Annotated in this window: 6 protein-coding genes; 3 read left to right on the top strand and 3 right to left on the bottom strand. The window is 67.6% G+C overall.

Annotated features, from left to right (window positions below; all coding sequences use genetic code 11):
* Positions 1 to 62: 62 nt before the first annotated feature.
* From ACFXJL_RS26905 to ACFXJL_RS26895, 3 genes are read left to right on the top strand one after another with little or no spacing between them, the layout of a single operon-like run.
* Complete coding sequence (locus ACFXJL_RS26905) at positions 63 to 872, top strand: alpha/beta hydrolase (RefSeq protein WP_358880441.1); 810 nt, start codon at positions 63 to 65, stop codon at positions 870 to 872.
* Positions 872 to 2,134, top strand: a complete 1,263-nt coding sequence (locus ACFXJL_RS26900) for a SpoIIE family protein phosphatase (protein ID WP_358880442.1) — start codon at positions 872 to 874, stop codon at positions 2,132 to 2,134. The genes ACFXJL_RS26905 and ACFXJL_RS26900 overlap by 1 nt, the downstream gene beginning before the upstream one ends.
* Positions 2,131 to 2,487, top strand: a complete 357-nt coding sequence (locus ACFXJL_RS26895; protein ID WP_384696523.1) for an STAS domain-containing protein — start codon at positions 2,131 to 2,133, stop codon at positions 2,485 to 2,487. The genes ACFXJL_RS26900 and ACFXJL_RS26895 overlap by 4 nt, the downstream gene beginning before the upstream one ends.
* 137 nt (positions 2,488 to 2,624) lie before the next feature.
* On the opposite strand, the gene ACFXJL_RS26890 is transcribed toward ACFXJL_RS26895, so the two are convergent.
* From ACFXJL_RS26890 to ACFXJL_RS26880, 3 genes are all read right to left on the bottom strand, one after another.
* Positions 2,625 to 3,401 carry a thioesterase II family protein gene (locus ACFXJL_RS26890; protein ID WP_384640980.1) on the bottom strand — a complete coding sequence of 259 codons (777 nt, stop codon included), beginning with the start codon at positions 3,399 to 3,401 and terminating at the stop codon, positions 2,625 to 2,627.
* Positions 3,402 to 3,534: 133 nt separating this feature from the next.
* Positions 3,535 to 13,632: a type I polyketide synthase gene (locus ACFXJL_RS26885; RefSeq protein WP_384696520.1), complete on the bottom strand. Its 10,098-nt coding sequence runs from the start codon at positions 13,630 to 13,632 to the stop codon at positions 3,535 to 3,537.
* A gap of 83 nt (positions 13,633 to 13,715) precedes the next feature.
* On the bottom strand, positions 13,716 to 25,064 hold the full coding sequence (locus ACFXJL_RS26880; protein ID WP_384696517.1) for a type I polyketide synthase: 11,349 nt from the start codon (positions 25,062 to 25,064) through the stop codon (positions 13,716 to 13,718).
* Between the last annotated feature and the right edge of the window lie 18 nt (positions 25,065 to 25,082).

The following is a 25,082-nucleotide window of genomic DNA, read 5'->3' as shown; positions in this document are numbered from 1 at the left end:
CAGCGGGCCTGGAGATCCGGGCCGCGGCAGGCCCCGGCGGTTCGTCTGCAAGGATGAGACGCATGGATGTACGAAGCAGGCACCATGTGACGGTCAGTGGTCGCGAGGGCGGTCGGGTCGTGGTGCTGTCGCACGGGTTCGGGTGCGATCAGAACATGTGGCGTCTGGTGGTCCCGGCGCTGGAGCGCGAATTCACCGTCGTCCTCTTCGACCACGTGGGATCGGGACGCTCGGATCTGTCGGCGTGGAGCGAGGAGCAGTACTCCACGCTGGACGGCTATGCGACGGACGTACTGGATCTCTGCCGTGGATTGGCACTGGGTCCGGTGACGTTCGTCGGGCACTCGGTGAGCGCGATGATGGGGGTTCTGGCGGCGGCGCGCGAACCGGAGGCGTTCGACGGTCTCGTTCTGCTCGCTCCCTCGCCCTGCTTCATCGACGACCCGGCGACCGGCTATCGCGGCGGGTTCAGCGCCGCGGACATCGAAGAGCTCCTGGAGTCCTTGGACGCGAACTATCTGGGATGGTCCGGGGCGATGGCGCCGGTGATCATGGGCAACCCCGAGCGTCCCGAGTTGGGCGAGGAGCTGACCAACAGCTTCTGCCGAACGGATCCGAAGATCGCCCGGTCGTTCGCCCGCGTGACGTTCCTCTCCGACAATCGCGACGACCTGTCCCGGGTCACCGTCCCCACCCTGGTGGCACAGTGTTCCCGGGACGCGATCGCTCCGCCCGAGGTGGGCGCCTTCCTCCAGGAGCAGATCGCGGGAAGCCAGCTGGTCACGCTGAACGCCACGGGGCACTGCCCCCAGCTCAGCGCCCCTGAAGAGACAGCTGCGGCAATTGCCGAATTCGCCGGCGCGCCACGGTGATGTGCACGACCAGCGGCGACCACGACCGCGATCCTCATCCGAGCGAGCAGCCGCAAGACGATCGGGCCCTCTTCTCCTCCCTGCTGGAAGACAGTGCCGAGGACCTCTATGAGCACGCGCCCTGTGGATATCTCTCCACTCTGCTCGACGGACAGATCGCCAAGATCAACACCACGCTGCTCCGCTGGCTGGGTTTCGAACGCGGTGAGGTGGTCGGCAAGAAGCAGTTCTCCGAGTTGTTGACGGTGGGCGGCAGGCTCTATCACGAGACCCACTACGCGCCGCTGCTACGGATGCAGGGGGAGGTCAGCGGAATCGCCTTGGAACTCAAGGCCGCGGATGGAACGCGCCTGCCCGTGTTGGTGACCTCGACGGTGAAGACCGGGGGCGACGGACAGCCCCTGCTGATCCGCACCACGATCTTCGACGCCCGTGACCGTCGCGCCTATGAGTCGGAGTTGTTGCGCGCACGACAGGAGGCGGAGCGGGAGCGAGAGCGCCTCCAGCGGCTGGCCACCACCCTTCAGCGGACCCTGCTGCCCCCGACCCTGGCCAATGTTCCCGGCCTCGATGTCGCCGCGCACTACCACATCGCCTCGGCCGACGAGGTCGGTGGTGACTTCTACGATCTATTCCCCCTCGGCTCCGGAACGTGGGGAATGTTCCTCGGGGACGTGTGCGGCAAAGGAGCCGCCGCCGCTGCCATCACCTCCCTGGCCCGCTACACGCTCCGGGCCGCCGCGGTCTACGACTCGGACCCGGCCGCGGTGCTGCGCAATCTCAACACCGTCCTGAACCATGAGTACAACGGCCAGGACCCGCGGTACTGCACCGTCATCTTCGGTCTGCTCACCCCGGAAGGCGAGCAGGGCGGCTTTCGGGTCACGCTGGCCAGCGGTGGGCACCCGCCTGCCCTCCTGATGCACAGCAACGGCCGGGCCGCCTTCGTGCCCACTCCCGGGGGGCAGCTCATCGGTGTGCTCCCCGATGCGCACATCGCCACCACCACGGTGCATCTGGCTCCCGGCGACACCCTGCTGTTGCACACCGACGGACTCACGGAGGCGCACAGCGCCCTGACCGGTGACCGGTACGGTGACGAGGCCCTGTTGGACTTCGCGCAGGGTCTGGCTCCCACCAGCGCACCGGTTGCCCTCGCGGCGATCCGCGAGCTGCTCGACACCCTCGGCAGCGGGGTGGACGACGACACAGCCGTGTTGGCCATCAGCATCCCCCCTCCCCCGAGCGAAGAGCCCCAGTGATTCAGCTGAGCATCCATGTCCGCAACACTCCCGCCGGGCCGGTCATCGAACTCGGCGGGGAGCTCGACCACCACAGCGCGCCGGAGGTGAGGGGCCGACTGCCCGGGCTGGATCTTCGGCCCGGTCAGCAGTTGGTGATCGATCTGGCCGGACTCACATTCTGCGACTCCAGCGGCATCACCGTACTGATCGCGGCCCGCAATCGCGCGTCCGCTGCGGGGGCCTCCATTGCGCTGGCCGCCGTACCGGACCAGGTCAGCCGGATCTTCCGCATCGTGGGACTGACACAGATCTTTCCCACGCATCCCAGCGCGGATGCGGCCGAAGCCGCCTGGACATCGACGGACGGTTGATCGCCCCCGGAACCGCGGCCTCCCCGTTGAACGCGGCGGTTCGCTCGGTGGCAAGGCGTTTCCACCGGAGCTCCCGGAAGATGAGCATGCATGCCCGCCCGCGGGAACCGGCGTGGCTCCCGCGGGCACGATCCTGCTCAGACGGAGGGTGATCCCGCCGCGCGGAGGTGTTCCGTCATGGTCTGGATCACCTCGTTCGCATGGTCCGTCAGATAGAAGTGACCGCCGGGGAAGACCTTCATCGTGAACGGTCCTGCGGTGTGCTCGGCCCAGGCTGCGGCTTCCGCCACGGTCACCTTGGGGTCGTCGTCGCCGACGAGTACATGCACCGGGCAGCGCAGCGGATCCCCGGGTTCCGGTAGATAGGTCTCAGCCGCACGGTAGTCGGCGCGGAGGGCCGGGAGGATCATCTTCTGCACCTCCTCGTCGCCGAGGAGTTCGGAGTCGGTGCCGCTCAGCGCGGCAACCTCTTCGAGCAGACCCCGATCGTCCCGTAGGTGGGCGGTCTCCCGACGCAGTGCCGAGGGAGCCCGACGGCCCGACGCGAAGAGCGCCGCGGCGATGATGCCCTTCTCGCGCTCGAATCGTCGCGCCACTTCGAAGGCGAGGGAAGCGCCCATGCTGTGTCCGAAGAACGCCAACGGTCGATCGGCCCAGGGCAGGAGCGCCGCAAAGACGTGGTCGGCGAGTTCGGGGATGTTGTCGATGAGGGGCTCGGTACGGCGGTCCTGACGGCCGGGGTACTGCACGCACAGCACATCGGCGAACTCCGGCATGGCACGTGCGACGGGTACGAAGTAGCTGGCGGAACCGCCCGCATGGGGGAGGCAGACCAGACGTACTGCGGCCCCCGAACGGGGCTGGAACCGGCGTATCCACAGGCTGTTCTCGTCTGAGCCGGGGCGGGTGGTCATCAAGCTGATCGAGTCCTTTCGGGAACTGCCGGGGGCGCGTTGTTCTCGTCCTTCTCACGACGGTGGTCGTGGTCTGCCTCATCGAGGCCGCTCGCGCCGGTGTCCCGGGGCGAACGGCCGTGGACGGTGGGTCTCACAGGGTATCGACCCATGCGCTGACAGCATCGGCCGTCGACGGGGCATGGCGCTCCATGAGCGTGTAGTGGTCGCCGGGTACTTCGACGACGGTGCTGGCGTGCTCCGGGAATGGCGGACGGTCATCGGAGGACGAGGCGTTCTGCGCCATCCAGTCGGCCGCACGCACCACGAGCGTGGGCGCTTTGACCTGCGGAGCCTCCCAGTCCTGGAAGAGGTTGAGATATCCGCCCATCGCGGCGAGTTGGTTGCCCGGCGCGGAGATGAAGTCGAAGCGCTCCGCCTGCCGTGTCACGATCGCCGACTGGAACCGGTCACCCATACCTCGTGCACGGGTGAAGCTGTCGAGCATCACGATGCCTTCGACGGGCCTGCCCAGCTCTTCCAGTCGGCAGGCCACCGCGTGCGCGACCCAGCCGCCGGAGGAGTAGCCGATGAGGACGAGCGGTGCGTCGCCCACCCGCCGGTCGATGGTTTCGATGTGTGCGGCAACGAGTGCGGCCACATCGCTCGGCAGGGACTCCCCCGGTGCGAAACCGGGCTCGGGCAGTGCCCAGATACCGCGTCTGCCGCCGAAGGAGGCCGCGAATCGCGCGTACTGGTGTACACCGGAGGGCGCCATGTAGGGCCCCAGGCAGACCAGTTGGGGGCCCGCGGCGGCGCGGGCGAGTTGGACGGGTTCGGGTCGGTGAGCCGCGGCGGACGCCTCGTCGAAGGAGGGGAGGAGTCGGGCGGTTGCCTTGACCATGTCGATGGCTTCGGCGAGGCGACCTTCTTCGGATGCCCGACGGTAGAGGGTGACGAGGAGATCATCGCCCTCGTCCACGGGTGCAGTGCGCGCGGATCCGGTGGTGTCCGGTAGCAGTTCGATCAGCCGGGTGGCGACCGCAGCCGGCGTGGGGTGGTCGAAGACCAAGGTGCCGGGGAGGGTGAGGCCGCTGGCCCGGCCGAGGGCCTTGCCCAGCCGCACGGCGGTGAGCGAGTCGAATCCCAACTCCAGGAAGACACTGTGTTCCTGGACGGCGTCGGCGGAGGGATGGCCGAGGACCGCGGCGGCTTCGGAGCGCACGAAGGCGATGACGGCCGAGCGGTGTTCGTCGGCCGGCAGGTCGCCGAGGGTGCGTTGCAGGAGCGGTGCGGTTCCGGAGGCGGAGGTCCGGTCGTCCTCCTCCTGCGCCAGGAGCCGGGCCACTTCGGGTAGTGCGCTGATCAGCGGGCTGGGGCGAGCGGAGGTGAACCCGGGCACGAACCGGCTCCAGTCCACATCCGCGACGATCACACAGGTGTCGTCCTGTTCGACGGCCCGGCGCAGGGCGAGCACCCCGAGGTCCGGGGGCATCACATCGAGGCCGCGCAGCCGTGACCGTTCTTCGGCCGCACGATCCACCATGCCTCCTCCGCCCCAGGCGCCCCAGGCGATGGAGGTGGCGGTCAGACCACGTTGACGACGGTCCTCGGCGAGGGTGTCCAGCAGGGCGTTCGCCGCGGCGTAGGCCCCCTGGGCTCCGCTCCCCCACGCTGCTGCCCCGGAGGAGAACAGGATGAAGGCGTCCAGATCGCGTGCCCCGATCAGTTCGTCGAGATGGGCCGCTCCGACGGCCTTGGCAGCGAGCACTGCGGCGAGATCGGCGGGTGTCGTATCGGTGAGCATTCCGGGCGTGCCCACCCCTGCGGCATGCACCACCGCGCTCAGCGGGGGGTGTTGTTCGAGGGAGTCGACGAGTGCGGAGACCGCTTCACGGTCCGCCAGATCGCATGCCGCCAGGGTCACGCCCACGCCCGCCGCGCTGAGTTCATCGCGCAGTGCGCTCGCTCCGGCGGCAGCCTCCCCGCGTCGCGACGCGAGCACCAGGTGCTCGGCTCCGCTCGCCGCCAGCCAGCGTGCGACCTGGCTGCCGATGTGCCCGGTCCCTCCCGTGATGAGGACCGTCCCGCGTGGTTGCCAGCCGGCCCCGGGGTCACGACCTGGGGCGTGGACCATGCGCCGGCCGTAGCAGCCGTCCGTACGCAGCGCGCTCTGGTCCTCACCGGTGACACCGGCCAGGACTGCGGCGAGTCGACGCCCGGCGCGCCCGTCAGCGACCCGCACGGATGTGGGCAGATCGATGAGTCCGCCCCAGCGTCCGGGGTGTTCCAATGCGGCCACCCGTCCCAGTCCCCAGACCGCGCCTTGGCGCACGGATGTGATGGGATCGGTGGCTGCCGTTGACACCGCTCCTCGGGTGGCACACCACAGGGGCGCATCCAGGTGCACATCGTCGAGCGCTTGGACGAGGAGCAGGGTCATGGCCAGACCGAGGGGCAGGCCGGGATGGCTCGGATGGTCGCGTTCGTCGAGTGCCAGCAGGGACAGCACCCCGTGCGCACCCTCGGTTGCCGCGCCGAGCAGAGCGCCCAACGCGCCACGGTCCACGTCGTCGCCCACCGTGAGCACGACCGGCTCGGCGCCGTGTGCGGAGAGTGCGTTGAGGACGAGTTCGGTGGAGGCGTCGTCGATGCTGGTGGTGGGGACGAGCACGAGCCAGCGGCCGTTGAGTGCGGGGCTTGCGATGTCGCTGACCGGTCGCCAGGTGATCCGATAGCGCCAGGTGTCGACGCTGGCATCCTCGCTGCGCCCCCGGTACCAGGAGGACAGTGCCGGGAGCGCCGACCGCAGGGTGGTGTCGACGTCCAGTTGGAGGGCGTCGGTGAGTGCCGTCAGATCCTGCCGTTCCACGGCTGTCCAGAAGGCCCCGTCCACGGTGGGACCGGCTGCCGTGGCACCGTCCGCGGTCGTGTCGACCACGTCGAGCCAGTACCGCTGGCGTTGGAAGGAGTAGGTGGGCAGGTCGGTACGGGGGGCGGGGCCGTCACCGAACACACTCCGCCAGTCGACCGGTACACCGTGACTGTGCGCCTCGCCGAGTGAGAAGAGGAAACGACGGACGCCTCCGTCGCCGCGCCGCAGCGTCGGCACGACGGCAGGGGACCGGGCCGTGTCAACGGCCGCGTCCGCCACGGTTTCCTGGAGTCCGTACGCAAGGATCGGATGGGGGCTCATCTCGATGAAGACCCGATGTCCATCGGCGAGCAGACGACGGGTCGCCTCCTCGAAGCGGACGGTCCGGCGCAGGTTGAGGTACCAGTACGCGGCGTCCGGAGCGGTGTCGAGTGGTTGACCGGTCACGGTAGAGACGAAGGGCACCTCGGGCGGTACGGGTGCGAGTGCGGCGAGTTCAGCGGCCAGATCGTCGCGTACCGCCTCGACCTGCGCGCAGTGCGATGCCAGATCGACGGTGATGCGTTTGGCCGGGATCGCATCGGCTGCGCAGGTTTCGAGGAATGCGGTGAGTGCCTCCGGTTCCCCGGAGACCACCGCGGTACGCGGCCCGTTGACGGCGGCCACGCTCAGCCGATCGCCCCAGGGGGTCAGTCGATCGGTGACCTCGGCCGCGGACAGGGGTACGGATGCCATGCCGCCTCGGCCTGACAGCCGACGCAGGAGGGCACTGCGGCGTGCGACGAGCCGCGCACCGTCGGAGAGCGTCAGCGCGCCGGCGATCACGGCCGCGGCGATCTCCCCCTGGGAGTGCCCGACGACGGCAGCGGGCCGTACGCCACAGGAGCGCCACAGCTCGGCCAGGGAGACCATCACAGCCCACAGCACGGGCTGGACGACATCCGGGCCCTCCAGAGGGGGAGCGTCTTCCGTCTGGCGCAACACGTCCCGCAGGCTCCAGTCCACGAAGGGCTCAAGTGCCTGTTCACATGCGGCGATGGAGGTCCGGAAGGCGGGCGAGGTGTCGAGGAGTTCGACGCTCATCCCCGCCCACTGGGAACCCTGGCCCGGGAAGACGAACACCGGCTGGGCATCGCCGGCGGCCGATCCGCGCACCAGGAGTTCATGGGAGCCGCCGGCAGCCAGTGCCTCCAGCGCGGTGACGAGTTCGTCCCGGTCGTTCCCGACGGCGACGGCTCGTTCGTCGAATCGGGTACGGGTGGTGGCGAGGGCGTGGCCCATCTTCGCGGGATCGGCGGCAGGGTCGCGGAGGAGTACGGCGAGGTCGCGGGCCTGCTCCTCCAAGGCGATCGGCGTTCGGGCCGACAGGATCAGGGGCACGGCTGTACTGTCGACGACCGCGGCCGTCGATTCCCCGGCCGCTCGATCCGGTGTGTGATCGAGGTCCCCGGCATCGGTGGGGTGGGCCGTGGGCCAGTCGTCGGACTGCGGTCGGGGTGCCTCCTCGATGATGAGGTGGGCGTTGGTGCCGCTCATGCCGAACGACGACACTCCCGCCCGGCGCGGACGTTCCCCCACGGGCCAGGGGACGGGAGCGTTGAGGAGTTGGACCGCGCCCGCGGTCCAGTCGACCTGGGAGGACGGGGTCTGGGCGTGCAGGGTCATGGGGATGGTGCCGTGCCGCAGGGCCTGCACCATCTTGATGACACCACCGGCTCCCGCAGCGGCTTGGGTGTGTCCGATGTTGGACTTGAGCGAGCCCAGCCACAGCGGACGGTCCGCGGGGCGGTCCTGACCGTAGGTGGCCAGGAGCGCCGACGCTTCGATGGGGTCACCGAGACGAGTGCCTGTGCCGTGGCCCTCGACCGCGTCAACGTCCGCTGTGGAGAGTCGAGCACTGGTGAGGGCTTGGCGGATGACCCGCTGCTGAGCACGGCCGCTCGGCGCGGTGAGGCCGTTGGAAGCACCGTCCTGGTTGACCGCGCTACCGCGTACGAGGGCGAGCACCTGGTGACCGTGGCGTCGGGCGTCGGAGAGTCGCTCGACGAGGAGCATCCCGGCGCCTTCGCCCCAGCCGGTTCCGTCGGCATCGGCGGAGTACGCCTTGCAACGGCCGTCCGCGGCGAGCGCGCGCTGGCGACTGAACTCGACGAACGCCCCCGAACTGGACATGACCGTCACCCCACCGGCCAGCGCCATGTCGCACTCGCCCTGGCGCAAGGACTGCACCGCCATGTGGAGGGCGACGAGCGAGGAGGAACAGGCGGTGTCGACGGTGACCGCAGGCCCTTCGAGTCCGAACGTGTAGGCGATGCGCCCGGAGACGACGCTCGCCGCGTTGCCGGTACCGAGGTGGCCTTCGACGTCCTCCGGTACGGCGATGTCGCGCCGGATGTAGTCCTGGTACCCGGAGCCGATGAAGACGCCGGTGCGACTGCCCCGTACGTCCGGGGCGGGGATGCCGGCCCGTTCGAACGCCTCCCAGGAGATCTCCAGCAGTAGCCGTTGCTGTGGGTCCATGGCGAGGGCTTCACGCGGTGAGATGCCGAAGAACGCCGCGTCGAAGTCGGCCATGTCGTACAGGAAGCCCCCGGCCCTCGCGTAGGTGGTCCCAGGGTGGTCGGGGTCCGGATGGTAGAGCGCTTCGAGGTCCCAACCGCGGTTCGACGGGAACACCGACATCGCGTCCGTACCCTCGTCGACCAACTGCCACAGCTCCTCCGGCGAACGCACTCCACCCGGATAACGGCAACTCATGGCGACGATCGCGATCGGCTCATCATCGGTGAGGGGGTTGTGCGGTCCGGAGTCGGAGGGTTCGTCGGAGCCGAGGAGCTCCACGAGGAGTCGACTGGCGAGGTCGATCGCCGAGGGATGGTCGAACACGACCGTGGTGGGCAACTGGATTCCGGTCGCCCTGGTCAGCCTGTTGCGCAGTTCGACGGCCGTCAACGAGTCGAAGCCCAGGTCCCGGAAGGCACGACCCGGTTCGACGGCTTCCGGACCAGGATGACCGAGTACGGCCGCGGCCTCGACGCGTACGAGGTTCACCAGGGTGCGGTCGCGCTCATCGGGAGTCCTGCGCGCCAACTCGCTCCGGAGCGCTGCTGCGGTGTCGGTGGTGTCATCACCCGTGAAGGAGGCGATGGGGGCGATGCCCTCCCGCACTTCGGGCAGCTCGCTCAGAAGCGGGCTGGGACGCCCGATGGTGAAGGTGGGAGCGAATCGCGCCCAGTCCACGTCGGCGACGGTTACCGCGGTCACGCCCCGGCCGACTGCTCGGTCCAGTGCCGCGACGGCGGTGGTGACGGCCAGCGGCTGGAGTCCCCGCCGCTGAAGCCCCTCGGCGACCTCGGGCGCGGCTGCCATGCCGAAATCGGCCCAGGGGCCCCAGGCGATGGCTGTCGCGGTCAGACCACGGGCACGCCGGGCCCAAGCGAGTGCGTCGAGGTGGGCATTGGCGGCGCCGTAGGCGGCCTGGCCCCCCGCTCCCCACACTCCAGCGATGGACGAGAACAGAACGAAGGCGTCCAACTCATGGTCGGCGAGGAGTGCATCGAGGTGCTCGGCGCCCGCACTCTTCGCGGCGAGGACCGCCGCGAATGCCTCCGGGTCCGTCGTGGCCAGTGCCGCGGGGGTGTCCACCCCGGCCGTGTGGACCACGGCGGTCAGGGGATGTTCGGCATCGACGAGGTCACCGATGAGCTGCGCCAGGGCCGCCCGGTCCGACACATCGCAGGCCGCGATCGTCACTCGGGAGCCGTGCGCCTCCAACTCGGCCCGCAGTTCGTCCGCGCCCTCCGCGGTGGAGCCCCGTCGGCTGGTGAGAACCAGGTGGTCGGCTCCGCGTTGGGCGAGCATCCGGGCCACCGTGCCGCCGAGGGCGCCCGTGCCTCCGGTGATGAGCACGGTGCCCCGGGGCTGCCAACGCGCATCGAGGTGAGGGGCGGTGTCGGCGGCACGCCCGAGCCTGCGGCCGAACACACCGCCGGAACGGACGGCGAGCTGGTCTTCCTCTCCGGCCGAGCCGAGGAGCCGAACGAAGCGCGCAAGGGCCGCTGCATCACCCTCCGCAGGTAGATCGACCACTCCACCCCAGCGTTGCGGGTGCTCCAGAGCAGCGGCGCGGCCAAAGCCCCAGAGCTGCGCCTGAGCAGGCGCGGTCACGGGGTCACCGTCCGGCAGGGCGGATACGGCCCCTCGTGTGACGCACCACAGCGGGGCTTGCACCTCGGCATCGCCGAGTGCCTGGAAGAGGTTCAGCGTGGCGGTCATTCCGACGGACAGCGGCCCCAGGATTTCCGCGGGCCGTTCATCAAGTGCCAGTACCGAAACCACCCCGCGGGGTGGGTCGCCAGCCAGTAGGTCCCGCAGCCTGACCGCGAGTACTTCCCGACCCGAGGTTTCGTCGACGGTCAGCTCTGTGACGCGTGCACCACCCGCGAGGAGGGCATCCCGTACGCCCTCCACAAGGTGCTCGACGCTGCTCGGGTCGTCGGTGGTTGAGATGAGAAGCCAGTGCCCCTCGACGTCGGTAGCGGCATCGGCATCGGCATCGAGGGGATCGGGTAACCGCTTCCAGTTCACTGTGTACTCAAGGTCTCGATCCGTGGACCGAGCCGACTGAGGACTCTTGGCCGTGAGCCAGTAGTGCTGGCGTTGGAAGGGGTAGGTGGGGAGGTCGATGAGCTGGGCGCCACGGCCGGTGTAGAAGGTGGGCCAGTCGATCGGGGTGCCGTGGACATGGAGGTGCGCGAGGGCGGTGGTGAGGGAGAGGTCTTCGGCGGTGTTCGGGCGGAGGGTGGGGATGGCGGTTGCGTGGTCGAGGTTGGTTTGGGTCAACCCGGTCAGGACGCCTCCGGGGCCCACCTCAAGGAAGACATTCACCCCCTGCTCAGCGAGCGCCTGGACCGCATCCGCGTAGCGGACGGGTTGGCGGATGTGCTGAACCCAGTACTCAGGGTTTGACATCTCGCCTACGGTGATCGGGCGTCCGGTGACGGTGGAGACGATCGGCAGCTTCGGCTCGTGGAAGGTGACACTCTCCGCGACCGTACGGAACGCTTCCAGCATCGGATCCATCAACGGTGAATGGAAAGCATGGGAGACGGTCAGCGCCTTCGAACGACGCTCCCCCAGCTGTTCCACGACCGTGGTGACTGCGTCGTGCGTGCCGGAGAGCACGATCGAAGTGGGGCTATTGACCGCCGCAATCCCGACCTGATCCTCCAGGCCGGCCAGGAGGGGGAGGACATCGGCTTCAGAGGCTTCGACCGCGACCATCACCCCACCCGACGGAAGATCCTCCATCAACCGGCCGCGGGCCGCCACCAACCGGCACGCATCCTCCAACGACACCACACCCGCCACATACGCCGCAGCAAACTCCCCCACCGAATGGCCCGCCACCACACCAGGCACCACACCCCATGACTCCAACAACCCACACAACGCCACCTCCACCACAAACAACGCAGGCTGCGTCAACCCCGTACCAGCCAACCCCGACCCATCACCCTCAAACAACACCTCCCGCAACGAACACCCCAACAACCCATCCAACTCAACACACGCCGCATCAAACACATCCGCGAACACCGGGAACAACTCATACAACCCACGCCCCATACCCCACCACTGACTCCCCTGCCCCGAAAACACAAACGCGGTCCTGCTCTCGCGCTCGGTGAGGCCGGTGATGACCTGCGTAGCGGAGGCGCCCGCGGCCAGTGCTTCGAGCCCGGCGAGGAGTCCCGGCTGATCATGACCGACCACGACCGCTCGGTGTTCCAGGACTGCTCGTGCCGTGGCGAGGGAGTGTGCGATGTCCACCGGACGCGACGGAGTACCGCTTTCGGCCAGGCTTGTCAGCAGACGTTGCGCCTGCTCCCGCAAAGCCGTTGTCGAACGCGCCGAGAGGGTCCAGGCGATGGGGAGAGAAGCGGAGAGGGAAGATGTGTCCGTCGAGTCCCCTGCCTTCTCGCCTTCGAGGCCCGGAGGTGCTTGCTCAATGATGGTGTGAGCATTGGTACCGCTCACTCCGAACGAGGAGACAGCAGCACGGCGGGGGCGCCCGGTCACGGGCCAATCGACGGGCTCGGTCACCAACCGCACCGCACCGGACGTCCAATCGACGTGTGGTGACGGCTCATCCACATGCAAAGTACGCGGCACCACACCATGCCGCATCGCCTCCACCATCTTGATCACACCACCCACACCCGCAGCCGCCTGCGTATGACCAATGTTCGACTTCAGTGAACCAAGCAGCAACGGACGATCCGCCGGCCGATCCTGACCATAGGTCGCCAGCAGCGCCTGCGCCTCGATCGGATCACCCAACGACGTACCCGTGCCATGGGCCTCCACCACATCCACATCGGCCATCGACAGACCGGCTGAGGCCAGGGCCTGTTCGATGACCCGCTGCTGTGCGGGCCCACTGGGCGCGGTGAGACCGTTGGACGCACCATCCTGGTTCACCGCACTCCCCCGCACCACAGCGAGGACCGGATGACCGAGCCGACGAGCGTCCGACAGCCGCTCCACCAGCAACATCCCCACACCCTCACCCCAGCCCGTACCATCCGCAGCCGCAGCAAATGACTTGCAGCGACCGTCGACGGCAAGGCCCTGCTGACGGCTGAACTCGGTGAACATCCCGGTGCTCGCCATGATCGCAGCCCCACCGGCGAGCGCCATGGAGCACTCGCCTTGACGCAGGGCCTGCACGGCCAGGTGAAGGGCGACCAGTGACGAGGAGCAGGCGGTGTCAACGGTGAGCGATGGGCCTTCCAGACCGAAGGCGTACGAGACACGACCGGACGCCACACTGGGTGCCGTACCGGTGAGGAGGAACCCCTCCAGTTCCTCCAGGGATGCGCCGCTACCGGCATATCCCTGGTAGGCGAGGCCGACGAACACACCGGTTCGGGTCCCCTTCACCGAGGACGGGTCCACACCGGCCCGTTCGAAGGTCTCCCAGACGGTTTCGAGGAGCAGCCTCTGTTGGGGATCCGTGGCGAGCGCTTCCCTGGGGGACATACCGAAGAACCCAGGGTCAAACTCGGCAGCATCGTGCAGGAATCCGCCCTCACGGGTGTAGCAGGTGCCCGACGAGGTCGGATCGGGGTCGTAGAGGGCCTCCAGGTCCCATCCGCGGTCGGTGGGAAAGTTGGTCACCGCGTCGGTGCCGCTCGCGACCAACCGCCACAACTCCTCGGGGCTGTTGGCCTGGCCAGGGTATCGGCAGCTCATCGCGACAATGGCGATGGGTTCCTGGTCCTTGGTCTCGGCCTCGTGCAGTCGGCGTCGGGTCTGCTGGAGATCTGCCGTCACACGCTTCAGGTAGTCGAGTAGCTTCTGCTCGTTCTGCATGTCTGGTCACCCGCCAAGATGTGTGAGTCGTACGTGGTGCGGTGGTGCGGGCCGCGTGGTGTGCACCGTGCCTGCTCGGGTGCTCAGGAGCCGTCGAGTTCCTGGTCGATAAGTGTGAAGATGTCGTCGATGGTCGCGGCCTGGAGCCGTTCGTCCGCGGTGCTGGCCTGCTCGCCGGCCGGCGATGCCGCGCCCGGGGCATCCGGGGTTCCGTCGGTGCCAGCGGGCAAAACGCCTGACGGGGTCGGCCGGCCCTGATGTGCAGGGCGGTCGTTGAAGTCGGTCAGTACGCTGCGCAGTCGGGTTCTGACCCGGGACCTGATCAGTTCGTCGTCCTCGCCCACCGCTGCGAGGGCGGCTTCCAACCGGTCGAGTTCGCCGAAGATCGCAAGGGCTGAGACCTTTGGCTTCTGAGCGGGCGCGAGGTCGGTGTGGATCCGTTGGGCGAGGGTGACCGGGGTGGGGCAGTCGAAGACGAGGGTGGCGGGCAGTCGGAGTCCAGTTGCGGCGTTGAGTCGGTTGCGGAGTTCCACCGAGGTCAGCGAATCAAAGCCGAGCAGCTTGAACTCGCGGTTTCGGTCGATGTCCTGAGGTGACCCGAGGCCGAGCACCCCGGCGACTTGTGTGCGTACCAGATCCAGCAGCATGGTCTCCTGCTCGGACTCCGACAGTCCACCCAGGCGGTCCCGCAGGGTGTCGACGGAGTCACTCACCGCGGCCGGCCGTGCGGTGCGCCGGGCCGCCGGGCGGACCAGAGCACGCAGGACGGCTGGCACCGCACTGTCCTGGGGAGCCGCTGCGGTGTCGAATCGCACCGGGACGGTGAACGCGTTCTCCCCGGCGAGGGCGGCGTCGAAGAGGGCGAGCCCCTCGGATGCCTTGAAGGGGACGAGTCCGGAACGGGCCATGCGGCTCTGCCCCGCTTCGTTCATCCCTGCGGCCATGCCGCCGTCGGCCCAGGGCCCCCAGGCCATGGCGACGGAGGGCAGCCCAGCAGCCGTGCGGGCGAGGGCGAGCGAATCGAGGAACGCGTTGGCCGCGGCGTAGTTGCCCTGACCGGCACTGCCGAGTGTCGCAGCGACGGAGGAGAAGAGAACGAAGGCCGCCAGGTCCATCGTCTTGGTCAGTTCGTGCAGATTGAGTGCCGCTTCGACTTTGGGGCGCAGTACCGACGCCAGCCTGTCCGGTGTGAGTGACTGGATCAGTGCATCGTCGAGCACTCCGGCAGCGTGTATGACACCGGTGAGGGGGCGTTCCGCGGGGACGTCTGCGAGCAGCTGTGCCAACGCGTCGCGGTCAGCGGCGTCACAGGCGGCCAGGGTGACTGTTTCGGCGCCTTCCGCGAGGAGTTCGGCCCGCAGTTCGACCGCTCCCGTGGCGGCGGGGCCACGCCTGCTGGTGAGGAGGAGATGCTTGGCCCCGTGTTCGCGCACCAGATGTCCGGCCACGAGCGCACCGAGCGCACCGGTGGCACCCGTGATCAACACGGTGCCGTGGGGGTCGAGCGCCGTGGGAATGGTCAGAACGAGCTTGCCGATGTGACGGGCCTGGCTGAGGTGTCGTAGTGCTTCGGGTGCGTGTCGTACATCCCAGCAGGTGAGAGGCAGTGGCCGCAGTGTTCCCGCTTCGAAGAGCGCCACCAGTTCGCTCAGCATCGCAGCAATGCGATCGGGGCCGGCTTCGATGGTGTCGAAGGCGGTGTATGCGGCGCCGCGGTGCTCGGCGGCGACCACTTGGGGATCCCGGACGTCCGTCTTGCCCATCTCCAGGAATCGTCCGCCGTCAGCGAGCGTACGCAGCGAAGCATCGACGTAGTCACCTGCGAGTGAGTTGAGTACGACGTCGACGCCCCGCCCTCCACTGGTGTCGAGGAACTTCTTCTCGAAGGCCAGGGACCGGGAGGAGGCGAGATGGTGTTCGTCCAGGCCGGCTGCCTCCAGTCGTGCCCATTTACCGGGGCTCGCGGTGCCGTAGACGTCGGCTCCGAGATGGTGGGCGAGTTGCGTTGCCGCCATGCCCACGCCACCTGCGGCCGAATGGACGAGGAGGGACTGACCTGCGCGTAGTCCGGCCAGATCGACGAGTGCGTAGTACGCGGTGAGGAAGACGATGGGCACCGACGCCGCTTCGGCGAAGGTCCAGCCCTCCGGTGTCCGTGCCACCATCCGTTGGTCGGTGACCGCCAACGGACCGAATGCCTCCGGCACCATGCCGAAGACCCTGTCCCCAGGTGCGAGCCGTGTGACCCCTGGACCGGTCTCCACCACGATCCCTGCGGCTTCGCTACCAAGGGCTGCCCCACCCGGGTACATGCCCACGGCGATCAGCGCATCGCGGAAGTTGGCACCCGCGGCACGGACTGCGATCCGGACCTGGCCTTCCTCCAGTGGGGCCGTGGCGGTGGGATTCTCGGTGAGTGCAAGGTCATCGAGAGTGCCCGCTCCCCCACTGGCGAGCCGCCAGGCGTGAGCGCCGGGAGCGGGGAGCAGCGCGTCGTGCGCCGTGCGTCGGGTGAGCCGGGGTACGTACGCGGCACCGGCCCGCAGAGCGAGCTGGGGCTCTCCGGTCGCTAGCGCGGCGGGCAAGGCGTGCTCTGACGCTTCCAGCCCATCAAGATCGACGAGGACGAGACGTGCGGGATTCTCCGACTGTGCGGATCGTACGAGTCCCCAGAGCGCGCTCTGGGCTAGGTCGCCGACGGTGGTGCCGGGCTCGGGTGCAACGGCCCCCCGAGTGAGAAGGACGAGTGTGGAGCCGGTGGTGCGGTCGTCGCCGAGCCAGGTTCGTAGGAGTTCAAGGCCGGCACGGGTCACCTCATGGACGCTGTCCGCCGTGGTCCCTCCCCCGCACCGGGGTGCGGGGACGAGCACGAGCGTCGGGGGCAGCTCTCCCGGGGCGAGCCCGGTCAGCAGGTCCACGAGTTCGCCATGGTTCTCCACCCTGACGGGGGTGTCGCCTCCGGTCGGCGCTGCCAGCTCAGTCGCACCCGTCCGCGATTCGTCCGCAGTGAGGGCGAGTGTGGGCCAGTCGAGTCGGAGCAGTGTCTCCTGGTGTTCGAGCTGCTGCCCGGTGGGCAACTGATCGGCCGATATCGGACGGAGAACGAGGGAATCGATCGTAGCGACCGGTCGGCCGGTCCCATCGGCAACGAAGAGGGTCACCGTGTCCGGAGCAGGTGTGGCCGTTATTTTGACTCGTAGTTGGGTGGCGCCGGTCGCGGTGAGCTGTACCCCGCTCCACGAGAAGGGAATGCGTCCCTGCCCGGTGTCCTCCAGCACTCCAGCCACCCCGAGGGCATGCAGAGCCGAGTCCAACAGCGCCGGATGCACACCAAACCCATCAACCACCGTCCCCTCAGGCAGTGCCACCTCAGCAAACACATCGGAACCCCGACGCCAAACCCCCCGCAACCCCTGGAACAACGGACCATAACCAAACCCAAGACCGGACAACCGCTCATACACACCGTCGACGGGAACCTGCTCGGCATCGGCCGGCGGCCAGACGACCAGGTCCACCGTGTCAGCGTCTGTCTTCGTGGCAGGAGGAGTGGTGCCCAGACTCTTGGCGGATGCGGAGGAGGCGTTCATGGCCAGGACGCCGGTGGCATGTGCGACCCAGGGCTGGTCGTCTTCTGCGCTGTCGAGCCTGGAATGCAGCTGAATGGCGCATCGGCCATCGTCCTCCGGGCGAGCGACGGTCACCTGAAGGTGAACGCCTCCCCGTGCCGGTACGACCAGCGGAGTCTGGAGGGTCAGTTCATCGACGATGGAACATCCCACCTGGTCAGCAGCACGGATCGCCAGATCGACCAGAGCGGTACCCGGAAGCAGCGTCGTCCCCATGACCTGGTGTTCGGCGAGCCAGGGCTGCGCGGAGACCGCGAGGCGTCCGGTGAGAACGACACCCGAGCCATCAGCCAACTGGACTGCGGCGCCGAGGAGGTTGTGATCGGTCGTGCGAAGTCCTGCCCCGGTGAGATCGCCGACATTGGCTGGAGTTTCGAGCCAGTAGCGGTCGCGTTGGAAGGGGTAGGTGGGGAGGTCGATGAGCTGGGCGCCGCGGCCGGTGTAGAGAGCGGGCCAGTCGATCGGGGTGCCGTGGACATGGAGGTGGGCGAGGGCTGTGGTGAGGGAGAGGTCTTCCGCGGTGTTCGGGCGGAGGGTGGGGATGGCGGTTGCGTGGTCGAGGTTGGTTTGGGTCAACCCGGTCAGGACTCCGCCGGGGCCGACTTCAAGGAAGACATTCACCCCCTGCTCAGCGAGAGCCTGGACCGCATCCGCGTAGCGGACGGGTTGGCGGATGTGCTGAACCCAGTACTCGGGGTTTGACATCTCGCCTGTGGTGATCGGGCGTCCGGTGACGGTGGAGACGATCGGTAGCTTCGGTTCGTGGAAGGTGATGCTCTCCGCGACGGTACGGAAGGCGTCGAGCATCGGATCCATCAACGGCGAGTGGAAGGCATGGGAGACGGTCAGTGCCTTCGAGCGCCGGTCCCCTAGCTGTTCCACGACTGTGGTGACCGCATCCTCCACGCCGGAGAGCACGATCGAGGTGGGGCTATTGATTGCGGCGAGCCCGACCTGATCCTCCAGGCCGGCCAGGAGGGGGAGGACGTCGGCTTCGGAGGCTTCGACCGCGACCATCACCCCACCCGACGGAAGATCCTCCATCAACCGGCCACGAGCCACCACCAAGCGGCACGCATCCTCCAACGACACCACCCCCGCCACATACGCCGCAGCAAACTCACCCACCGAATGACCCGCCACCACACCAGGCACCACACCCCACGACCCCAACAACCCACACAACGCCACCTCCACCACAAACAAGGCAGGCTGCGTCAACCCCGTACCAGCCAACCCCGACCCATCACCCTCAAACAACACCTCCCGCAACGAACACCCCAACAACCCATCCAACCCGGCACACACCGCATCAAACACATCCGCAAACACCGGGAACAACTCATACAACCCACGCCCCATACCCCACCACTGACTCCCCTGCCCCGAAAACACAAACGCAGTTGGCTGGTGTGATGGTGCAATGCCTCGAATGACGGATTCCAGGGGCTGCCCCCCGGCACCATCCGCCGCCAGTCGGCGAAGTCCTGGGAGGAAGCCGAGCAGGTCGGATCCGAGTACGACGGCGCGGTGCTCCAGTGCGGCGCGGCTCGTGCTCAACGAGAGTGCTACATCGTTCGGGTCAAGCTTCGGATGGCTGGCCAGATGCTCCAGGAGCCGGCTGGCCTGGTCCTGGAGAGCGTCAGCACTGGCGCCAGAGAGCGCCCATGGGATCGTGCCCTTGAAGGGCATGGCGGCGACTGCCGCACTTTCCATGCGGTCAGTGGGCACACTGTCCGTCGTGCAGGGTTCCAACGGAGGTTCCTCAACGATCACATGGGCGTTGGTGCCGCTCACTCCGAACGAAGACACCCCTGCCCGACGAGGCCGCCCTTCCGCTACCCATTCCACCGGCTCGGTAGCCAGCACGACGGCTCCTGCCGACCAGTCGATATGCGGAGACGGCTCATCCACATGCAACGTACGCGGCACCACACCATGCCGCATCGCCATCACCATCTTGATCACACCACCCACACCCGCAGCCGCCTGCGTATGACCGATGTTCGACTTGAGCGAGCCGAGAAGCAGTGGACGATCCGCCGGGCGATCCTGACCATAGGTCGCCAGCAACGCCTGCGCCTCGATCGGATCACCCAACGACGTACCTGTACCATGCGCCTCCACCACATCGACGTCGGCCGAGCTCAGGCGGGCGTTCGCCAGCGCTTGGCGAATCACCCGCTGCTGCGCAGGACCATTCGGCGCAGTAAGACCATTTGACGCACCATCCTGATTCACCGCCGAACCCCGCACCACCGCAAGTACCGGATGCCCGAGCCGACGAGCATCCGACAACCGCTCCACCAGGAGCATTCCGACGCCTTCACCCCAGCCCGTACCATCCGCAGCCGCAGCAAACGCCTTGCACCGACCGTCGACGGCCAGCCCACGCTGACGACTGAACTCCACAAAGGCAGTGGGGCTGGACATCACCGTGACACCACCCACGAGAGCCATGCCGCACTCGCCCCGACGCAATGCTTGGTTCGCCAGATGCAGGGCGACCAGCGACGAGGAGCAGGCCGTGTCCACCGTCAGTGTCGGCCCTTCGAGACCGAAGGTATAGGCGATCCGGCCCGAGACCACACTGCCCGAGCTGCCCGTCCCGATGTAGCCTTCCAGATCTGCCGGGACACTGAGCAGGCGTGCCGCATAGTCCTGGTAGCCGGAGCCGATGAAGACGCCCGTGCTGCTTCCGCGCATGGCGGTGGGATCGATTCCCGCCCGTTCGAACGCCTCCCACGACGTCTCCAGCAGCAAGCGCTGCTGCGGATCCATCGCCAGCGCCTCACGCGGCGAAATCCCGAAGAACAGTGGGTCGAAGTCGCCGACCTGGTGGAGAAAACCTCCGCGTCGGGTGTAGGTCGTACCCGACCGTGTGGGGTCTGGGTCGTAGAGCGCAGCCAGGTCCCAGCCCCGGTCCGTGGGGAAGTCACCGATCGCGTCCCGGCCGTCGGCGACGATCCTCCAAAGGTCTTGGGGGGTACTCACTCCGCCTGGGTAGCGACAGCTCATGGCCACGATGACCATCGGATCGTCGTCCCCGTCAGATAGGTCGGACGGCGTCGCCACCAATGAACTCGATGTGCCGCTATCGACCGTCGGTACGTTCGTCAGTGTGGTCGTGAGGTGAGCGGCCAGAACGTCTGGACTCGGGTAGTCGAAGACAAGGGTGGCCGGCAAGCTGAGACCGGTTGCCCTGGCAAGCCTGTCGCGCAGTTCAACAGCGGTCAACGAGTCGAAGCCCAGCTCCCGGAAGGCCCGGTCGGCGGCAACTGCCCCCTGGCTCTGATGCCCGAGGACCGCTGCCGCATCACTCCGTACAAGTTCGAGCACGGTGGTGGCTTGTTGCGATCGGGGCATGCCTGCGAGACGGCGTACCAACTCCGTGACCGGGGCACCGGTCGAAGCATCCCTCGTGGAGTCGGCGGATGCGGTCAGCACAGCGGCGGCTTCTGGTACCTCACCGAACAACCGGCTGGGGCGAAGGATCGTGAAGGAGGGTAGGAAGCGTTTCCATGACACATCGGCGACGACGAGCGTGGTTTCGTCCAGCTCGATGATTCCGCGCAGTGCGGCAATGGCCGACAGCGGGGCGATGGCAGGTAGCCCCAGCTTGCGGAGACGGCTCTCAGCGTCCCCATCGGCAACCATGCCTCCGTCCGCCCAGGGACCCCAGGCCACGGCCGTACCGACCAGTCCCCGTGCCCTGCGGCGCTCGGCGAGTGCGTCGAGTGAGGCATTCGCGACGGCATAGGCGGCCTGTCCTGCCGCACCCCAGACACCCGAGATCGACGAGAACATCACGAACGCATCGAGTTTCCGCTCACCGAGCAACTCGTCGAGATGCTCCGCGCCCACGGCTTTGGCCGTGAGGACATCGGAGAATGCACCGAGTGTCATGTCCGCGATCAGACCGGGATCACCGACGCCGGCCGCGTGTACGACTGCTGTCAACGGCCGGTCCGTGGGCAGATCATCGAGAAGTCGGGCGATCGCCTCACGGTCGGCCATGTCAAGGGCTGCGAAGGTGACGTGTGCGCCGAGCCCCTCCAACTCTGCCCGCAAGGCATCGGCGCCCGGAGCCAAGGCGCCACGACGGCTCGTCAACACCAAGTGTTCGGCGCCTGTGCCCGCAAGCCAGCGCGCCACATGTGCGCCGAGCGCCCCCGTTCCCCCGGTGACAAGAACGGTCCCCGTCGGCTGCCATGTCGCGCCATTGAGCTTCTGGGGGGCACGACTCAAACGCCGTACGAAGACTCCCGAGCCGCGGATCGCAAGCTGGTCCTCGCCGCCAACCCGAGCGAGTGCGGTCACGAAGCGGCGCCCGGTCCGCTCATCGACCACGTCCGGGAGGTCGACCAGACCACCCCATCGTGCGGAGTGCTCCAGTGCGGCGGTCCGTCCGAGCGCCCAGATCTGAGCCTGGTGGACACTGCGGAGCGGGTCAGCTGCACCAATCGAAACGGCGCCCCGGGTCACGCACCACAGTGGCGCGTTCAGATCGACATCGCCCAGGGCTTGCACCAGGCCCAGCGTGCTGCTGAGACCCTCGGTGACCTGATGGTGCGTCGAATTGGGTTGCTCGCTGATCGAGAGAAAGGAGAGAACCCCGATCAGGACTTCGTCATTGTCGGTGATGTTCTCGGTGACTGTGCGCAGTTGATGGGCAATCTCCTTTCGGCCCGATCCTGATGCGATCGGCAGGAATTGCACCTTTGCCCCGGCCTCGCGAAGCGACCTGAGTGCGGAGTCCACCCATGGATCCGCCGTAGCGCTCTCGGGAAGGACCACTAGCCATGGGCCGACCTGTGGCGCCTGTGTCCACGCGGTGGGCAGGGGCTTCCAGACGATCCGGTAGCGCCAGTTGTCAACGGTGGACCGCTCGTGCTGCTTGCTCCGCCACATCGAGAGCGCCGGCAGCACCGCACTGAGCGGGGCATCTCCTGGAACGTCTATGCGTTGCGCGAAGGCTTCGAGATCAGCTCGTTCTACGGAGTCCCAGAAACCGGCCTCCGCTGGGGTGGCGTTCGCCGCGGAGCTCCGTTGAGCTGAGAAGGCCGTCGATTCCAGCCAGTAGTGCTGGTGTTGGAAGGGGTAGGTGGGGAGGTCGATGAGTTGGGCGCCGTGGCCGGTGTAGAAGGTGGGCCAGTCGATCGGGGTGCCGTGGACATGGAGGTGGGCGAGGGCTGTGGTGAGGGAGAGGTCTTCCGCGGTGTTCGGACGGAGGGTCGGGATGGCGGTTGCCTGGTCGAGGTTGGTTTGGGTCAAGCCGCTCAACACTCCGCCAGGGCCGACTTCGAGGAAGACATTCACGCCCTGCTCGGCCAGAGCCTGGACAGCATCCGCGTAGCGGACGGGTTGGCGGATGTGCTGAACCCAGTACTCAGGGTTTGACATCTCGCCTACGGTGATCGGGCGTCCGGTGACGGTAGAGACGATCGGCAGCTTCGGCTCATGGAAGGTGACGCTCTCCGCGACCGAACGGAAGGCGTCCAGCATCGGATCCATCAACGGCGAATGGAAAGCATGGGAGACGGTCAGCGCCTTCGAACGACGCTCCCCCAGCTGTTCCACGACCGCGGTCACCGCATCCTCCACACCGGAGAGCACGATCGAGGTAGGGCTATTGACCGCCGCAATCCCGACCTGGTCCTCCAGGCCGGTGAGGAGAGGAAGGACGTCGGCTTCGGAGGCTTCAACGGCGACCATCACCCCACCCGGCGGAAGGTCCTCCATCAGCCGGCCACGAGCCACCACCAAGCGGCACGCATCCTCCAACGACACCACCCCCGCCACATAGGCGACAGCGAACTCACCCACCGAATGACCCGCCACCACACCCGGCACCACACCCCATGACTCCAACAACCCACACAACGCCACCTCCACCACAAACAACGCAGGCTGCGTCAACCCCGTACCAGCCAACCCCGACCCATCACCCTCAAACAACACCTCCCGCAACGAACACCCCAACAACCCATCCAACCCGACACACACAGCGTCAAACACATCCGCAAACACCGGGAACGACTCATACAACCCACGCCCCATACCCCACCACTGACTCCCCTGCCCCGAAAACACAAACGCAGGACGAGGCTTCTTCGAGGCGGCCGTTCCTTGGACGGCGTTCGGCGATGACACTCCGCTGACCAGCGCCGAGACACCCGTCAGAAGCTCTTCGAGATCACGTCCTACCGCCACAGCCCGGTGCGGGAGGAGCGCCCGGGTGGTCGCGAGGGCGTGTGCGAGGATCGCCGCCGAGAGTTGTGGGTTCTGCTGCGCGTAGCTGAGGAATCTTCTGGCCTGTTCGAGCAGGGCTTCGGGGCTGCGTGCGGAGAACTGCCACAGCAGGACCGGCATCGGTTCGGACGGCCCATTCGAATCAGCTTCACGTTCGCCTTTCGGCGGAGCCTGCTCCAGAATCACATGGGCGTTGGTGCCGCTCACACCGAAGGACGACACTCCCGCTCGCCGCAACTCATCGTCACGGCCGGGCCAAGGTGTGGTCTCAGTCAACAGGCGCACATTGCCGGTGGACCAGTCGGCGTGAGGCGTCGGCTCATCCACGTGGAGCGTGCCGGGCAGGGTCTGATGACGTAAGGCCATGACCATTTTGATGATGCCGGCGACTCCGGCCGCCGCCTGGGTGTGACCGATGTTGGACTTGAGTGCCCCGAGGAGCAGCGGACGGTCCTCGGATCGGCCTTGCCCATATGTGGCCAGCAGTGCCTGGGCCTCGATGGGGTCACCTAGTCGGGTTCCGGTGCCGTGTGCCTCCACGGCCTGCACGTCAGCGGCGGATAGACCCGCATTCGTGAGGGCCTGCTGAATGACCTTCTGTTGTGCGGGCCCGCTGGGCGCGGTGAGACCGTTGGACGCACCGTCCTGGTTCACCGCACTCCCCCGCACCACAGCGAGGACCGGATGACCGAGCCGACGGGCGTCCGACAGCCGCTCCACCAGGAGCATCCCCACGCCCTCGGCCCAACCCGTACCGTCCGCAGCCGCAGCAAACGGCTTGCAGCGGCCGTCCGGGGCAAGCCCGCGCTGGCGGCTGAACTCCATGAATGCCCCTGGAGTGGACATCACCGTCACCCCGCTCACCAGCGCGAAAGCGCACTCGCCCTTGCGTAGCGCCTGCGCGGCCAGGTGGAGGGCAACCAGCGACGAGGAGCACGCGGTGTCCACGGTCACCGCGGGCCCTTCCAGGCCGTAGGTGTAGGCGAGACGGCCGGATATGACTGCGGCTGCGTTCCCCGTACCCAGGTAGCCGTCGAAGTCCTCGGGGGAGTTGGAGAGGCGGGCGTAGTCCTGTCCGTTCGTCCCCGCGAAGACTCCGGTCCGGCTACCGCGCAGGGTCGCGGGATCGATCCCGGCCCGTTCGAAGGCTTCCCATGCCGTCTCCAGAAGGAGCCTCTGTTGGGGGTCCATCATCAGGGCCTCGCGCGGCGAGATGCCGAAGAACTCGGCGTCGAAACCACCGACGCCTTCGAGGAAGCCTCCATGACGGACGTAGCACGTGCCGGCGTTGTCGGGGTCGGGGTCATAGAGGGCATCCAGGTCCCAGCCCCGGTCCGTGGGGAAGTCACCGACCGCGTCCCGACCCTCGACCAGGAGCTGCCAGAGCTGCTCGGGCGATTCGACACCGCCGGGGAAGCGGCAGCTCATCGCCACGATGGCGATGGGCTCCCGGGATTCGGCTGTCAGCTTCTGGTTCTGCCGGCGCAGCTTCTCGGTCTCCTGAAGAGAGGCCCGCAGTGCTTGAACGATCTTCTCGTTCGATGTGGTCATCTTCCGCTCCGTACTCGG

The organism is Streptomyces sp. NPDC059256 (assembly GCF_042753785.1).
Classification (GTDB): domain Bacteria; phylum Actinomycetota; class Actinomycetes; order Streptomycetales; family Streptomycetaceae; genus Streptomyces.
Note: the sequence above shows the minus strand (reverse complement) of the source record. Positions and strands in the feature narration are given on the sequence as shown.

What these genes read in the sequence shown, in the direction of transcription:
- ACFXJL_RS26905 (WP_358880441.1), top strand. Translation starts at nt 63, where the DNA reads ATGGATGTACGAAGCAGGCACCATGTGACGGTCAGTGGTCGCGAGGGC.
- ACFXJL_RS26900 (WP_358880442.1), top strand. Translation starts at nt 872, where the DNA reads ATGTGCACGACCAGCGGCGACCACGACCGCGATCCTCATCCGAGCGAG.
- ACFXJL_RS26890 (WP_384640980.1), bottom strand. Translation starts at nt 3,401, where the DNA reads ATGACCACCCGCCCCGGCTCAGACGAGAACAGCCTGTGGATACGCCGG.
- ACFXJL_RS26885 (WP_384696520.1), bottom strand. Translation starts at nt 13,632, where the DNA reads ATGCAGAACGAGCAGAAGCTACTCGACTACCTGAAGCGTGTGACGGCA.
- ACFXJL_RS26880 (WP_384696517.1), bottom strand. Translation starts at nt 25,064, where the DNA reads ATGACCACATCGAACGAGAAGATCGTTCAAGCACTGCGGGCCTCTCTT.